This is a genomic window from uncultured Campylobacter sp. (assembly GCF_938045205.1).
Lineage (GTDB): Bacteria > Campylobacterota > Campylobacteria > Campylobacterales > Campylobacteraceae > Campylobacter_B.
The window spans coordinates 1-14,810 of the sequence record NZ_CALIMY010000079.1 but is presented as its reverse complement, the minus strand read 5'-3'; the positions used below and the strand labels follow the sequence as shown (position 1 = coordinate 14,810).

Annotated in this window: 14 protein-coding genes; 10 read left to right on the top strand and 4 right to left on the bottom strand. The window is 44.4% G+C overall.

Annotation, left to right across the window (positions count from 1 at the left end; genetic code table 11):
* The first annotated feature begins 44 nt into the window (after positions 1–44).
* From Q0198_RS04645 to Q0198_RS04630, 4 genes are all read left to right on the top strand, one after another.
* Entirely contained in the window at positions 45–680 is a 636-nt protein-coding gene (locus Q0198_RS04645; protein ID WP_297895564.1) for an NlpC/P60 family protein, read from the top strand.
* Between the two features lie 763 nt (positions 681–1,443).
* Positions 1,444–2,001 carry a rhomboid family intramembrane serine protease gene (locus Q0198_RS04640; RefSeq protein WP_297895562.1) on the top strand — a complete coding sequence of 186 codons (558 nt, stop codon included), beginning with the start codon at positions 1,444–1,446 and terminating at the stop codon, positions 1,999–2,001.
* A 44-nt stretch (positions 2,002–2,045) separates the two neighbouring features.
* Positions 2,046–2,720 (top strand): histidine phosphatase family protein, encoded by a 675-nt coding sequence (locus Q0198_RS04635; protein WP_297895560.1) that lies wholly within the window; start codon positions 2,046–2,048, stop codon positions 2,718–2,720.
* Between the two features lie 411 nt (positions 2,721–3,131).
* A complete protein-coding gene (locus tag Q0198_RS04630) occupies positions 3,132–3,776 on the top strand; it encodes a ferritin family protein (protein WP_297895558.1) in 645 nt (214 codons plus the stop codon).
* Between the two features lie 949 nt (positions 3,777–4,725).
* On the opposite strand, the gene Q0198_RS04625 is transcribed toward Q0198_RS04630, so the two are convergent.
* Positions 4,726–5,787 carry a tyrosine-type recombinase/integrase gene (locus tag Q0198_RS04625; protein WP_297895555.1) on the bottom strand — a complete coding sequence of 354 codons (1,062 nt, stop codon included), beginning with the start codon at positions 5,785–5,787 and terminating at the stop codon, positions 4,726–4,728.
* The gene (locus Q0198_RS04620; RefSeq protein WP_297895552.1) at positions 5,784–8,453 is read right to left on the bottom strand and encodes an AsmA-like C-terminal domain-containing protein; all 2,670 of its coding nucleotides are present in this window, start codon (positions 8,451–8,453) and stop codon (positions 5,784–5,786) included. The genes Q0198_RS04625 and Q0198_RS04620 overlap by 4 nt, the downstream gene beginning before the upstream one ends.
* A gap of 49 nt (positions 8,454–8,502) precedes the next feature.
* Between Q0198_RS04620 and mltG the strand changes: the two genes are divergently transcribed.
* From mltG to Q0198_RS04590, 6 genes are all read left to right on the top strand, one after another.
* Complete coding sequence (gene mltG, locus Q0198_RS04615; RefSeq protein ID WP_297895549.1) at positions 8,503–9,453, top strand: endolytic transglycosylase MltG; 951 nt, start codon at positions 8,503–8,505, stop codon at positions 9,451–9,453.
* A 109-nt stretch (positions 9,454–9,562) separates the two neighbouring features.
* Complete coding sequence (locus Q0198_RS04610; RefSeq protein WP_297895547.1) at positions 9,563–10,444, top strand: malate dehydrogenase; 882 nt, start codon at positions 9,563–9,565, stop codon at positions 10,442–10,444.
* A gap of 400 nt (positions 10,445–10,844) precedes the next feature.
* Positions 10,845–11,156 (top strand): 4Fe-4S binding protein, encoded by a 312-nt coding sequence (locus Q0198_RS04605; protein WP_297895543.1) that lies wholly within the window; start codon positions 10,845–10,847, stop codon positions 11,154–11,156.
* Positions 11,156–12,277, top strand: coding sequence for a 2-oxoglutarate synthase subunit alpha (locus tag Q0198_RS04600; protein ID WP_297895541.1), 1,122 nt, complete (start codon positions 11,156–11,158; stop codon positions 12,275–12,277). Before Q0198_RS04605 ends, Q0198_RS04600 begins: the two co-directional genes overlap by 1 nt.
* Positions 12,278–13,123: a 2-oxoglutarate ferredoxin oxidoreductase subunit beta gene (locus Q0198_RS04595; protein WP_297895538.1), complete on the top strand. Its 846-nt coding sequence runs from the start codon at positions 12,278–12,280 to the stop codon at positions 13,121–13,123.
* Entirely contained in the window at positions 13,120–13,668 is a 549-nt protein-coding gene (locus Q0198_RS04590; protein WP_297895536.1) for a 2-oxoacid:acceptor oxidoreductase family protein, read from the top strand. The genes Q0198_RS04595 and Q0198_RS04590 overlap by 4 nt, the downstream gene beginning before the upstream one ends.
* 222 nt (positions 13,669–13,890) lie before the next feature.
* On the opposite strand, the gene Q0198_RS04585 is transcribed toward Q0198_RS04590, so the two are convergent.
* Positions 13,891–14,391 carry a hypothetical protein gene (locus tag Q0198_RS04585; protein WP_297895534.1) on the bottom strand — a complete coding sequence of 167 codons (501 nt, stop codon included), beginning with the start codon at positions 14,389–14,391 and terminating at the stop codon, positions 13,891–13,893.
* Positions 14,392–14,393: 2 nt separating this feature from the next.
* Positions 14,394–14,810: hypothetical protein (locus Q0198_RS04580; protein WP_297895531.1), on the bottom strand; the 417-nt coding region annotated here is incomplete at its 5' end.

The following is a 14,810-nucleotide window of genomic DNA, read 5'->3' as shown; positions in this document are numbered from 1 at the left end:
CGCCGTACGTTCGAATCGTCGCATAATTTTATTTAAGGATTTATATGAAACAACTAATTATCTGCGCTTTGGGTGCGTTTTTGCTGGTCGGTTGCTCCTCAAAAGCCCCGTCTGCCGGCAGCCAGCAAGCGTATGTCTTAAACGATCATGAAGAAGGAATAACTTCGGTGCCGGGAAGCGAGTTTAACCGCCCTTTAATCGCATCTGTAGACGATTACACCGGCACTCGCGCAGGAGGGGACTGTAGCGGATTTATCACCGTGCTAAATGATAAATACGATGATCTATTTTTTAACTCAAAAGATCTGCCGAAATACTTCACAAACGGACGCAAATCCCAAGCAATATATAATTATTACAGCCGTAGAAATTTACTCAGCAATACGCCGCGAGTGGGGGATTTGGTGTTTTTTCAAAACACTTTGCGCTCTAACAAAGGCAAGGTCAATAACGAAATCAGCCATATCGGTATCGTGCGCGAGATATATGCCGATGGTCGCGTGAAATTCGTCCACAATACTCGTGGTAGAAATCAAGCGGACTTCGTAAATTTAAATAAGAAAAACGTCCATGTAGCGGGGCAAAAGATGGAAAATAGCTATATCGTGCGCTGCGGCAAAGACCGCATAAGCTGCCTAGCATCGAACCGCTTCGCAGGATACGGACGAGTAAATAATTAGGATTTTTAAATTTCTTTCGCCGTATTTTTTTTGAAAAATTTCTCATAACTTTTGGAATTTATTAGATTTTATGGAATTTTGCTAGACCTTTTAAAAATTCGCGGCGGTTTGATTTATGTTCTAAAATTTCAAGTAAAATTTTTCAGATAATTCGCTTGGGATTTTAGCTGTAACCTAGCTTTGTAGAATTTATTAAATTCCTAAAATTCTAATCAAATTTTAAAATTTTTATGGCTTTTAGCTCTTGCAGTAAAAACTTATCAATAAAAACTCACTTTAATACTGCTATAGCAAATTAAATTAGCATTTTTAACGCGCAATATAATAAGCATTTAAAATATTTACTCTAAAATTTATTTTGAAATTAATTTGAACTCAAATTTTTGTTATTCTTAGTAAAATTATACTTATAATTTTACATAAAATTCTACAAAGAAGCTTCATATAGCTGAAATTTCATCGTTATTAAATTTAACGGCATGTTTGTTTTTTTAATTTACGTCAGATAAACTTTATAAATTCCAGTAAAGTTTTAAAAAAGATTTACGATCTAAATTTTATTAAGGAAATTTTAGTTTAAAGCTTTATATCTAAATTTTAAATTTTAGCGCAGCTATTTATTAAGGCGCTTGCAACTAAAACTATTCGCCGAAATTTTGATGCCAACACTTATCTATGAAATTTATCTCGAGCCTATAAATCACACGACGCCTTTAATTTAATCAAAATTTCGCTACTATGCGTGAAAAATTTAAGGAGTTTCATGCAAACAGGCCAATTTACTCTCGCGATCATCGCGGCGAATGTCCTATTCTTCGTGATTTCATTCGCATTGGAATATTTTTTCGGCTTTAAGTCCTACCTGTTTTTCGGGCTCAATCCATATTTTTTCGAGGGGATGCCGTGGCAATTACTAAGTTCATTTTTTATGCACGGCGGAGTGATGCATCTAGCGATGAATATGGCTGTTTTGTATCAATTTGGTGGGATTTTAGAGCGAGCGTTCGGTGGGATAAAATTTACGCTACTTTACATCGTAGGCGGGCTGCTGAGTGGCGCTTTGTGTCTGATTTATATCCGTTATGCCATGAGCATGGGAGAAATCGTCAATATCGTAGGCGCTAGTGGCGCTATTTGCGTGCTTTTAGGCGTGATTGCTTATTTTGATGAACGCAATGCGGGCGGGATTTTTGTCGCGATTTTGATAATGAGCTTTGCGCCGATGTTAATGGGCGTAAATGTGGCATGGTATGCGCACATAGCGGGATTTGTGGTCGGTTATGGCTTTGGTATGATTCAGAAAAAATTTAGAATTTTGTAGAATTTAACGCTAAATTATACATAAAATTTTATGAAAGGATGCAGATGAAGCGGATATATTTTATAAGACATGCCGAGGCGCAAAGTGGCAACGGAAGCGATTTTGAGCGGGCATTAAGCCATGCGGGCGAACTTTGCGCAATTAAACTCGGAGAAAAGCTGCGTAGCTTGGGACTTATGCCTGATTTGATTATTACAAGTTCGGCTATACGCGCACTCCATACGGCGCAAATTATCGCTAATGCGTTAGATGCGACAAAAAGGGTAGCGTCATTGCGAGAGTTATATGACGCAAGCTTATGGGATTTGGCAAAGTTTGTTCGCAGCTTGGATGAGAAACGATTTTTTGGGTGCAGTGTGAATGTTGAAAAATACAATGCGGTTGGTTTGAGTAGCGAAAAACATCGCGACACAAACGCTGAAAATTCTGCTTTTAAGAGCGCTAAAATTCCCGCTAGCATTGGCAAAGATAATGCGATATCTTGCAATGATGTAGAAATTTCTAGCACAGATGTTATGCGAAATTTTAACGCAGCTAGCGCGAAATGCGTATTTATCGTTGGACATAATCCGGCAATAGGCGGAATTTGCTCGCTTTTAGGAGAAAAGGAAGTCGATAAATTTCCTCCTTGCTCGATTTGCGGCTTAGAATTTGACGTTCATAAATTCTCAGATATTACCGATCATAGCGGCAAGATGGTAATGCTACAATGCCCTTAATTACGCTTTTAGCGCTTTATAATTACAATCGGGCAGCTCGTTGGTGCATTTAAAGCTGCTTTTACTGAGCATTGTTATATACTCGTAAACAAGACTGCGCGGCAAAATTAGCAAGTTATTTTTGAGATAACTTTAAAATTTTAAAAAATTTCCAATGATGTGACTAGCCTTGAAAATCGTAGACTAAATGAGTCAAAAAACTAAATTTTATATTTTTAGATAATCGAGCATTAGCGCTTTTGCTTGAAATTTCATTTGCTTTGAAAAATCTTAAGTTTAGATTTTGCGGATGGAAATTCCGTGCCAAAATTTTCTCAAAAACATAAATTTATTGAGAAGAATAAAATTTATTAAGTAAAATTTAATAGTAGCCGTGGTATCATTCCCCAAAAATTTTGATAGGGAATTGAAATGAGACAGTACGAAACTTACAGATGCGACAAATGCGGCGCGGAGGTCGAGGTGCAAAAAGTAGGCAGCGGCACGCTTAGCTGCTGCGGAGAGCCGATGAAATGCATCACCGAGGATCTGACGCAGGTAAATTTAATGAAGGCGTTCGCAGGCGAGTCTCAAGCGCGCAACAAATACGATCTTTACGGCGATTTGGCCAAAGAGGCGGGCTTTCACGCCATTGCGCGACATTTTTACGAGGCTGCCGAAAATGAAAAATGGCACGCCAGAGCCGAGCTAAAGGCACATCATGCGGCTGCCGGCATAGCGCTTGATAAGATGGATAAAAATCTGCTCGACGCCGCCGCCGGCGAGCGCTACGAGCACGAGAGCATGTATCCTAGCTTCGCTAAAATCGCGACCGAAGAGGGCAAAAAAGAGGTAGCGCGCCTTTTTAACGCTATCGGCAAGGTCGAGGAGGAGCACGAGCGCGAATACAACGAGCTTCAAAAGATCCTGCTAGAAGAGGGCTTTTTCGAGAGCTTTGACGAGGAAGTTTGGGTGTGCGAGGTCTGCGGCCACGTTCATCGCGGCAAGAAAGCCCCGGGCGCCTGTCCGCTCTGCAAGGCTCCGCGCGAGTATTTCAAAAAACAAAGGCTCGTTTAATTTTGATGCTTGCGGCACGGCGTTTTTGCGATAGCTTTTGAAGCCGTCGCAAATCTCGTTTATTGTCGCGAGCTGATCGTTCAAATCTTGGCTTAAAATTTTGCGCGAGATTTCGTCTTTTTGCTCCTTTTTGCCGCGGGACTCCGTGGCTAGACGAAATCTCGGGCTAAATTTATTTAGCCTAAACTCCTTTTCTTATCCCCCTAAGAAATGAAATCCTGCTCGCAAGAGCGGGATTTCTGTCGTAAAATAAATCTAAAATAATCATGCCGATGATTTTATCTCTTTAAATTTTATTAGAAATTTCTATATGATTCCTGCGCTGTTTATGAAGCAAGCTTCGCGTCGGTAAATTTCGTAGCAAACTTTGGTGGCAAATCTTTTGCATTTTTAAATTTTAAGGAGAATTCGGTGCGATGAGAATTTGAAGGCATATCAAACTATAAAATTTTGAGGGTTTAAATAATTTTAAATCAGGAATTCCATCCTTGCGGAATTTGCAGATAAATTTTATATCCGCTACCTCTTAATATGTCGATTACCTTTTGTTTATAAAATCCTCGGATGAAATCCCGTATCGTCAAAATTTAAATGAAATTTTGCACTAAATTTATCTGGAATTTTAGGCGAAATCATATTAGAAAATCTAAAAAGTAAATTATTCTATACTCTAAAAGAGCAAAATTTTAGAATTTTTTTCGATCAAGCTCTAAGGCTCGCGCGTTAATTTAAAATTTTGCCGAGTTAATGAGCTAAATTCTAAAGTGCGAAAGGTAAAATTTTAGGTTTTGTTATGCGAGTATGAAAAACAAATTTTAAAATTTTTCAAAATAAAATTCCAAATTTTTTAGAAAATAAATTCCATAAAAAGCGATTTCAAAGCCGCATCAAAACGAGATTTAAAAAATCTCGCTCAGCCAAGCCTCGCACCGCCGCAAATTTTAAAATTTTACTCCTCAAATTCCTCCGCGACTTTCGCTGCAAGGCGCAGTTTGTCGCTGTCGAAGTGGGTGTAGATGCGCGAAGTATTTAGGCTCGCGTGGCCGAGGGCTTCCTGGACGAGTACGAGGTCCTTTTGCTTTTTGTAAAGCATCGTTGCGAAGGTGTGGCGCAGCATATGAGCGCCGTTTTTTTCCTTGCGTATACCCGCGCTCATTAAAATTTTCTCCACGATGCCGCTGACGTATGCTTGAGTGAGCGGCGCGCCGTTTTTGGTGACGAAAAGATAGCCTTCTTTGTTTGCAAAATTCGTCTCCAGCGCGTTTAGATGCTCCTCAATTAGGTGGCGCTTGATCATTACGATGCGGTATTTATTGCCCTTACCGCGGATTCTGATGACGAAAAGATCGCCCTCAGGCGCGATATCTTTGCGCTTTAAATTTATCGCCTCGCCCACGCGGATGCCGGTGTAGACGATGATTTTTACGATCAGGCGGTTGCGGTGAGCAAAGGAGGGAAACTCGCTTAAATTTATCGCGTCCAAAAACCGCTTCAACTCCTCCTCGCTCATAAACTCAGGAAGCTTCGTGCCGCGGCTGCCGCTAATGCCGCCCCAGTGCTTAAGCTCGATGCCGAAGTTATGTGAGGTGCCGTCCTGCTCGTTTTGACGGTCGATGAAGCCGAAAAAATTTATCAGCGCGATACGGTAGTTTTTTTTGCTCGCATCACTCAGCCCGCCCGTAATCGAGGCTAAAATTTCGCTCAAAAGCTCCTCGTCGATATTTTTCATACTCTCAAGGCCGTACTCTACTATCGCTTCGTAAAATTTTTTAAGCGGGTTAAAGTAAGTGTTAATGCCCGTAAGGCCTGCGTTTCGCGCGTCTTTTGCGAGCCGCTCGAGTTCATTGATATTTGCTACTTCATGATTTAGCGCCAGGCTCGCGCGGCGAAACAGCGCGTCGTTTTTCAGCTCCTTATTCGATAACGCGCTTAGCTTGTAGCGCACGAATTTTACGAGCCAAAACAGCAGCGATTTTTCAAAGCTATCCTTATAATCGAGCGGAAATTTCATCTGCTCTCCTCGCTGTCGCCGAAGATCACGAAAGGCAGCATCAGCGTGTTTTTGATGAGATTATACGGCGTTTTTAGCACGTCGGTCGCAACGCCGGTCGAGTAGGTAGGCTTTTTCATCGTGCCGCGAATCTCGATGATCGTGGAGATCGTGTTGTTTTCGCCCAAGATGATATGATTTAGAAGCGGGATTTTTGAGATTATCGAGCTTGCGTCTTTGAGGTATTTAAGCTCCAGATCGATATTTAGCGAGCCGCTTTTCATATCTACTTCGCCGTTACCCGCGATGTCTGCGCTACTGCCGGTAAAGTTCATTGCGTTTATGTAAATTTTATCGCCGCTGCGGCGGAAGTAAATTTTGCCCTTTTGCACGCTAAAGCCGCGATCGTTGAAATCGGGCGTCTTAAACGTAAGCAGCGACGGCACGGAGTTTATAAAGCTAAGCAGCCTTTGATAGATGATGTAGTCCTTCAGATAGGTGTTTTGCACGTTGATCTCGCCGCGGTAGTTTCGCGGATCGATGCCGCTTGCTTTTAGCGTAAATACCCCTCCGTCGAAGCTCTGCGAGCCTAGGAATTGATTAAGCGCCTCGCCGCTGATGTTTTGCGCAAAAATTTGAAGCAAGCTCTTTTTAAAGATCAACTTCACGTCGCCGCGTTTAAAGCTTGCGTTTAAATTCATATTTTTACCGTCCAGCACGCCGTTAAAGTGCGTAAATTTCAGCGTCTTATTAAGATCGGATAGCACGATGGAAGAGTTTTGCCCGCTGAAATTTATCGGCGAGCGCTCCTTCGTGCCGCTATTAAACTCGCTGGTTTGCACGCTCGTATTGATCGCGACGTCCACGTCTTTTAAAGAGACGAAGTTGCCGCCTTTGTTGATTTTGAGAGAAATTTTACCGCTTCCGCTAGAGCCGTCCAGATCGCCTCCGCCCACCCGAAGCGTGAAAGAGTCGTTTTTATAATGGCTTCCGTCTTTGTTTAGCAGACCGAAATCAAAGATGAGATTGCTGCTGCTGATATCTAAGTTTGTAAAATCGCTGGTTAAAATTTTAAGGTCTCCGCCGCTAATGCCAGCGTTTTTAAGCGTCTTGGAAAAGGGCAGAATTCCGCTAATATCGGGCGAGCTGATCTCGATCCGCTCGCCGAAGCTCATCTTCGCGCCTAAAAATTGCGAGCTCAGCACTGGCGCTTTGCCGCTAAAATCAAGGCTTATATTATCTCGCGCGTCGCCAAATTTTAAAATTTCTTTGCCGTTCGGGGAGAGATTGAAGCTATGAATAATGCCGTTAAATTTAGCTTTGCGCGTGGCGATATCGATACTACCGCTTGCCGTGGCGTTAAAAATTTCATTTTGCAGATTCGCGTCTTTGATGTCGATTTTTTTCTCGGTGATATGCACCCGCGCGGCTTTGGAGTGAAATTTCGCTTTAGAGATCATCAGATCGGCGTCTTTTAGCGTCACGTTCGCATCCACCTTGGCACTTTCCTTTTCTACGTCCACGTCTATCAGCACGCGCGCATCGATCCCGCCGCCTAGCGGATATACGGGCTCGTCTATGCCGTAGCTTTGCAAAATATCTACAAGGTCTTTACCCAAACTCTCCTTGGTTCGCAGATCCAGATATACGACCGGCCTCTCTTCAAAAAGCCCGCCGATACGCACGCCGCTTCCCTCCAGGCTTTTACCTTTAAATTTAGGCTCATTTAGCGTGAAGCTTAGAAAATCGTTTTTGAGCGTGATGTTGGCATCTTTTACCGTTACGGCTTCGATTTGCGGCTGAAATTTTATCGTAAGATCCTGCGCATAAGCCGTGGCGCTGACGTTTTCGGCGACCGGGCGCGGATCTTTCAGATCAATTTTGGCGTGGAGGTTTTCGATATAGTAGTTTTGCGCGACCGCCTTGCCGTAGATCCACTCGTTCGCAAGAGGATTTAGCCCCGTAAGTGCGCCCAGCTCATTCATAAAATTTTTCAGACTCAAGGCCGAGGCGCGGTTTATCTCGATATTTAGCTCCGAGCCGATATTGTGCACGTCAAGCTCGCCTGCGATCTCGTGCGAAGCGAAGGTGCCGTTAAAATCATACGTATCGGCTCTGAAATTTGCTCGCGCCGTGCCGTGCAGAGTGAGATTAAAATCATTTAGCTCAAGCTCGATTGGATCGAAGTTCAGCCCGTTTGCGCTTGGCGTGATCTTCGAGTTTAGCCTAAAAAACCGCGTATCTGTGTAAAAAACGTCGCTTTTGTATTTTAGCTTTAGACTTTCGCCCTTGATCTTCAAATTTTGCACGTCGATCTCTTCAAAAAATGAGTTGATAAGCGATATTTTTTTGCTAAATTCCAAAATTTTCTCGCTTTGCGTGCGCAGATCGGTGGAATTTTGCTCTAAATTTTGTGTATTATTTTGCGTAATTTCAAGATTTTTGATACGCAGCACGAGACCTTTATTTAGCTTGAGATAAAACCCCTCAAGCTTTGCAAAGCCCACGTCCAGCTGCGAAATCGTTATGCCGTGCTTTAGGCCTACCGCGCAGACTATAAAAAGTATCGTTATGCCCAAAAAAAATCTAGCCAAAGTTCTAAACATCATCGCCTCATCAAAAAACTCCGCCCCAAAACCAAATCGGGCGTGCCGAAAAACTGCGCTTATAATATGAAATTTATTCAAAATTTTGGCTTATTTGCCTATAATTTCAGCTAAATTTTGAAAGGAACGCATGAAATTCTTTATAAAGCTCATCAAAGCGGCGTGCATTTGTATTGAGCTTGCGGCTATCGTCCTTTTGGCCGTGGGCTTTGATCTACACGAGCGCGTCGGCAACGCGACAACCGTGCAGATAGGTCAGGGTAGCTCAACGAAAATTTTATCGCAACTCTCTAAGAGCTATCCTAAATTTAGCAAATTCGACGCGAGGCTGCTTTCTTTTTACGGCGGCGCAAAAACCGGCGAGCTGGAGCTTAGCGGCGAAAATTTGCCCAAATACCAATTTTTGTATGAGCTAAGCGTCGCAAAGCCCGTGATGAACGAGATTAAGCTGATCCCGGGCGAGACTACGATCGTGTTTTTAAAACAGCTGGCGAAAGATCGTGGGCTAAGCTTTAGCGAGCTTGAGCGCGAATACAACGCCACGGCGCCGTTTTACGAGGGCTTTCTGGTGCCTGAAACCTACAAAATTAGCAAAAACGAAAGCGAAAAAAATATCATTGACCACCTCATCTCAAGCGCGCAAAAATTCCACGAAGGATTGTCGCGCGAGCTTAGCGGCGACTATAACGCCACGGCGTGGAAGCAGGTGCTGATCAAGGCTTCGGTTATTCAAAAAGAGGCCGCAAACGCAGATGAGATGCCCCTCGTAGCCTCCGTCATCGACAATCGCTTAGCCAAAAATATGCGTCTTCAGATGGACGGCACGCTAAATTACGGCGAGTTTTCGCACGTCAAGATCACTCCGCAGCGCATCCGCACTGACACCAGCCACTACAACACCTACCTCAACGACGGACTTCCCAAAGAGCCCGTGTGCGTGGTCTCTCGCGATGCGATACGCGCCGTTTTCGCGCCCGCAAAGAGCGAGTATCTGTATTTTATGCGAAATAAAAAGACCGGGCTTCACGATTTTGCGCGCACGCAAGCCGAGCACGAGCGCAACGTAAAGGCGCAGAGGTAAAATTTAAGTCCGTTTCGGCATTAAATTTAAAAAACGAGATTTCGTCTTTAAATTTTAAAATTTAAGCCTCGCAATTATAAAAATGCGGACCGATATTTGGGAGATAACAATGAAAATAGCGATATTCGGCGCCGGAAACATCGGCGCGGCGGTAGCGAACGATCTTATCGTAAGCGATTCTTTGAGCCAAAAGATAGATAGCATCGCGCTTGTGGATGCTGTAGAGCGGATCGCGCGCGGCAAGGCACTCGATCTAGCCCATGCGGCGGCAGTTTATGAGCGCGACCTGCGTATAAGCGCTAGCACGGAGCCTAGCGATATAGCGGACGCAGGCATCGTCGTGATCACGGCGGGGCATGCAAGAAAGGCGGGGCAGAGCAGGGAGGAGCTGTTTGGCGTAAATGCCGCCATCGTCGCACAATGCGCGCGAGATGCCGCAAAATATGCGCCTAACTCCATTATCGTCGTCGTTACCAATCCGCTTGATATTATGGTCTATGCGGCGCTGCAGGCTAGCGGGTTTGCAAAGGAGCGCGTCATCGGCATGGCGGGCGAGCTAGACGGCGCGCGGCTTAAATTTGAACTCGCGCGAGCGAGCGGCAAGGAAATTTCATCGATGAGAAGCGCGATCGTAGGCCCGCATAGCGAAGAGATGATCGCGCTTAAAAATGAGCTGGGGTTTGAAATTTCGGATGAAATTTTCGAGCGTGCGGTACAAAATACCAAACGCGCCGGCGCGCAGATCGGCGAGCTGCTGGGCACGTCGGCGTATTTAGCGCCCGCTGCGGGGATCGTAAAGATCATAAAATACATCCTTTTTGATACCTGCGGCACGCTCGCCTGCTGCGTCGCGGATAGATCGGGGGTGCCTTTGGGGCGCTTCGTAAGCGTCGGTAAAATGGGCGCGATAGAGAGAAATTTTGCCTACTCGGGTGATTTCTACGCGCAGCTTGAACGGATGCGAGCGCAGGTGGCGGGGCTGAAGTTTTAGCGGATATAGAGCGAATTCGGCGCGATGCGGAAGCGGGATTCATAGATTTAAAATTTCAAAGCGCAGGATTCTTGCGATAGAATTTTACGGCATTAAATTTCACTTTGGCAAGAAATTTAAGCTCGCAGAATTTTGCAGCGTAAAATTTAATTCACTGCGGAATTTTAAAATTTGCACAATTTTGCCCGCTGTGAAATTTCATAGATTAAAATTTTACTTTGGCGCAGAATTTTGCGTGACGTAAAATTTTTAAATGCCACAAAATTTTAAAATTTAAACTCTGCAAAATTTAAAAACGAGAGGACTTTAATGCGATCAAAGCGGGCTTGCGCCGCAAAATTTCAAATTTTAAATCGCGAGGCGGGATTTAGTGCAGATTTTGATAAATTAAGGAGAAAATATGAGCGACAATGAGAGCCAGCGCGCCGTATGGACGGATGAGAGCCGCTGTAAGGCGTGCAACATCTGCGTAAGCGTCTGTCCTAGCGGCGCGATCGCGATGAGACAGGACGAGGGCGCCGTGCAGGGCATGATGATCGACGTGGTGGATGAGGGCGCCTGTATCGGCTGTAGGGAGTGCGAGTTGCACTGCCCAGATTTTGCGATTTTCGTCGCGCCCAAGGGCTTTAAATTCGCTCGTCTAAGCTCTCAGGCTAGAGAGATGGCTGAAAAGATCAAAAACAATAATTTTATGAAACCCAAGGACGCATAATGAGAGAGGTAATTTCCACAGGTAACGCCTTAATTGCGCGTGCGGCGATTGATTGCGGCTGTAATTTTTTCGGCGGCTATCCGATCACGCCAAGCAGCGAGATCGCGCACGAGATGAGCCGCTTGCTACCTAAGGTCGGAGGTAAATTTATCCAGATGGAAGATGAAATTTCGGGCATTTCTGTAGCTTTGGGCGCGTCTATGAGCGGTGCGAAGGCGATGACGGCAAGCTCCGGTCCTGGAATTTCGCTGAAATCAGAGCAGATCGGGCTTGGCTTCATCGCTGAAATTCCGCTTTTAATCGTAAATGTTATGCGCGGAGGTCCTAGCACCGGGCTTCCTACGCGAGTGGCGCAGGGCGATATTTTGCAAGCTCGCAACCCCACTCACGGCGATTTTCAAAGCATCGCGCTGTGCCCTGGCTCACTAAAGGAGGCTTATACGCAAACCGTGCGCGCCTTCAATCTAGCCGAGCGGTTTATGACGCCGGTATTTTTGCTACTTGATGAGACGCTTGGGCATATGCAGGCTAAGGCGATGCTCCCTGAAATTTCGGATCTAAAAATCGAGCGTAGGGCGGAATTTAAAGGTAGTCCGAAAGATTATGAGCCTTACGATGCTGCGCCCGATAAGCCTGCGGTGCTAAATCCCTTTTTTAGGGGATACCACTATCACATAACGGGGCTTCATCACGGCGCGAAGGGCTTTCCGACCGAAAACGAGCAGATCGTGGATCGCTCTATAAAAAGGCTTTTTAATAAAATTTCGGCGCATGAAGATGAGATCGTGCAATACGAGGAATTTATGCTAGATGACGCTGATGCTTGCATCATCGCCTACGGCAGCGTTAGCTTAGCAGCAAAAGACGCGATTTTAAAGCTACGTGGGCAAGGCGTGCGTGTGGGACTTTTTCGCCCGATCACGCTGTGGCCAAGCCCTGCGCGCAAGCTAAAGGAGTTAGGGGAGAGATTTAATAAAATTTTGATCGCCGAGCTAAATTTAGGGCAGTATCTGCTAGAGGTGCAGCGCGCTTGTTTGAGAGATGATTTTAAGACGCTTCTTAAGGCAAACGGCAGACCGATTAGCCCCAGCGAGATTATCGAGAAAGTAAAGGAGCTTTAAATGGCGTTTGATTACGACAAATATCTAAGAACGGACAAGATGCCTACGCTTTGGTGCTGGGGCTGCGGCGACGGAGTGATCTTAAAAGCGATCATCCGCGCGATTGACCGCGTAGGCTGGAGTATGGACGATGTGTGCGTGGTAAGCGGTATCGGCTGTAGTGGCAGGATGTCGAGTTACATAGACTGCAATACCGTCCATACGACGCACGGGCGTGCGATAGCTTATGCTACGGGTATCAAGCTCGCAAATCCAGGCAAACACGTAATCGTAGTCACTGGCGATGGCGATGGGCTTGCGATAGGGGGCAATCACACGATTCATGGATGCCGCCGCAATATCGATCTAAATCATATCTTAGTAAATAATTTCATCTATGGGCTTACGAACTCGCAGACGAGCCCTACGACGCCGCGCGGGTTTTGGACGGTTACGGCGCAATACGGCAATGTCGATCCCAGCTTTGATGCGGCGAAACTTGCGATTGCCGCTGGAGCAACTTTTGTCGGACGCGAGAGCGTGACAAATCCCGAAAAAATCGAGCGACTTCTAGCCAAGGGCTTTGAGCACGAGGGTTATAGTTTTTTTGATATTTTTAGCAATTGCCACGTAAATTTGGGTCGTAAAAATAAAATGAGCGAGGCAGTGCAAATGCTAAAGTGGCTTGATTCGCGCACGATTTCCAAAGCAAAATTTGACGCTCTTAGCGAGGATGAGCGTGCAGGGCTATTTCCGCTTGGGGTTTTACATGAAGATAATGAGCATACCGAATACACAAAGGCGTATCAAAAGGTGATAGACGCGGCACAAAGCGGCGAAGCGATAAATTTTGAAGGACTAAGATGAATCAATTAAGATTTGTGGGAGTGGGCGGTCAAGGCGTGATCTTAGCAGGTGAGATTCTAGCTGCGGCAAAGATCGCGCACGGTGGCTATGGAATCAAGGCATCTACGTATACCTCTCAGGTACGCGGCGGACCTACGAAAGTGGATATTATCTTAAGCGATGAAGAAATTCTATATCCTTACGCAAGCGAGGGCGAGATCGATTTCATGCTCGCAACGGCGCAGAGTAGCTACGATGCTTTTAAAAGCGGCGTGAAAAAAGGCGGCGTGATCGTAATCGAGCCGAATTTAGTAGCACCGAGCGATGAGGATAGGATAAACTTTAAAATTTATGAAATTCCAATTATCACCATCGCAAAATACGAAGTCGGAAATGTCATCACTCAAAGTGTCGTGGCTCTAGCGATCGCAGTAGAGCTTAGCCGCTGTATGGACTCAGGGCTCGTAAAAGAGCAAATGCTCCGCTCTGTGCCTGAAAAAACCCGTGCGCTAAATGAAAAGGCGTATGATTTGGGGATAAAATACGCGAGAGAGGTTTTAGATTGAATTTAAAGACTTCATATAGAATTTATGATTAACCGCAAGAGTAAAATTTAAAAATTTTTATAGGTAAGATATAAAGTTTCTAGATTAGAATTTCAAAATTATATAGCCAACTGCTTACATTATTTTTTGATGGGTTGTACTAATTCAAATTGCCCGCCGCGACCTTTTATCTTTTCAAACTTTATAAAATTATTGCCGTTTTTTTATCCTGTTAAATTAATCTTATTCCAAAAGTTCTTTAGCTTTTTTCACCGGATTGCATTCATTATCATTTAAACATGGCTCCAAACCATAGCACATCTTGCAGGCCAATTTTTTCTTCGAAGGCTCTATCGCCGCATCGCATACCTTTTTAAGATTTACAAATGCTCTTTTTATATTGCCCGTATAGTACAAATCGTGCATCCCTGCGTTTAGGCAAAAATTTAATAATCCGGAATCGCAAGCTTTATTTAGCGCTTTTGTTGCGTCTTCCTCTCTGCGCAAATATATTAATAAAATTCCCAATGCACCGCAGCTTTCAAAATTTTTTTCGTCGCATTTTGCCGATAAAGTATCTTTTAACGTCAAGCAAGCTTCATAATCGCCTTTGTTCCAATCGCATTTATCCGCTAAATTCTTTAGGTTTGTATCGTTTATTGCGGCAGAGATATCAATGTCTATATCGTTTTTTGCCAGCAAAGGCATAGATAAAAGCAGCGCTAATGATAAAATTTTTCTCATGGTTATAGTCCTTTGATAATTTCTTTGGCTTTCATTAGCGGATCGCATTTTGCATCTTTAGAGCAGTCTTCAATCTCTTTCTTGATGCTGCAAGCAAGCCTTTTATCTTCCGAAATTCCCTGTTTGCAAATTTTGTCAAAAACCTTAGCGGCTCTTTCAAGATTTCCCGTAAAAAGTATATCGCTAATGGCAAGATAGGAGCAGTAAGACATGATATTTGCTTCACATGCTTTGATCAAAGGAGCGGATGAAAATTCGTATTGACCCAAATCCGTAAATATCATCCCGACAGCCCCGCAGCTTTCATAATCTCCGCCGTCGCACTTTTTGGATAAAATTTCGACTAGTTTCGTGCATGCGCTATATTTTCCGTTGCCGCTATTGCAAGAGATCGCTAAATCTTTTTCCTCTTGAGTCTC

Bases quoted from the DNA above. Each gene is read 5' to 3' on its own strand.
- Q0198_RS04635 (WP_297895560.1), top strand. From the start codon at position 2,046: ATGAAGCGGATATATTTTATAAGACATGCCGAGGCGCAAAGTGGCAAC.
- Q0198_RS04600 (WP_297895541.1), top strand. From the start codon at position 11,156: ATGAGAGAGGTAATTTCCACAGGTAACGCCTTAATTGCGCGTGCGGCG.
- Q0198_RS04610 (WP_297895547.1), top strand. From the start codon at position 9,563: ATGAAAATAGCGATATTCGGCGCCGGAAACATCGGCGCGGCGGTAGCG.
- Q0198_RS04605 (WP_297895543.1), top strand. From the start codon at position 10,845: ATGAGCGACAATGAGAGCCAGCGCGCCGTATGGACGGATGAGAGCCGC.
- mltG (WP_297895549.1), top strand. From the start codon at position 8,503: ATGAAATTCTTTATAAAGCTCATCAAAGCGGCGTGCATTTGTATTGAG.
- Q0198_RS04590 (WP_297895536.1), top strand. From the start codon at position 13,120: ATGAATCAATTAAGATTTGTGGGAGTGGGCGGTCAAGGCGTGATCTTA.
- Q0198_RS04630 (WP_297895558.1), top strand. From the start codon at position 3,132: ATGAGACAGTACGAAACTTACAGATGCGACAAATGCGGCGCGGAGGTC.
- Q0198_RS04645 (WP_297895564.1), top strand. From the start codon at position 45: ATGAAACAACTAATTATCTGCGCTTTGGGTGCGTTTTTGCTGGTCGGT.
- Q0198_RS04640 (WP_297895562.1), top strand. From the start codon at position 1,444: ATGCAAACAGGCCAATTTACTCTCGCGATCATCGCGGCGAATGTCCTA.
- Q0198_RS04625 (WP_297895555.1), bottom strand. From the start codon at position 5,787: ATGAAATTTCCGCTCGATTATAAGGATAGCTTTGAAAAATCGCTGCTG.
- Q0198_RS04595 (WP_297895538.1), top strand. From the start codon at position 12,278: ATGGCGTTTGATTACGACAAATATCTAAGAACGGACAAGATGCCTACG.
- Q0198_RS04585 (WP_297895534.1), bottom strand. From the start codon at position 14,391: ATGAGAAAAATTTTATCATTAGCGCTGCTTTTATCTATGCCTTTGCTG.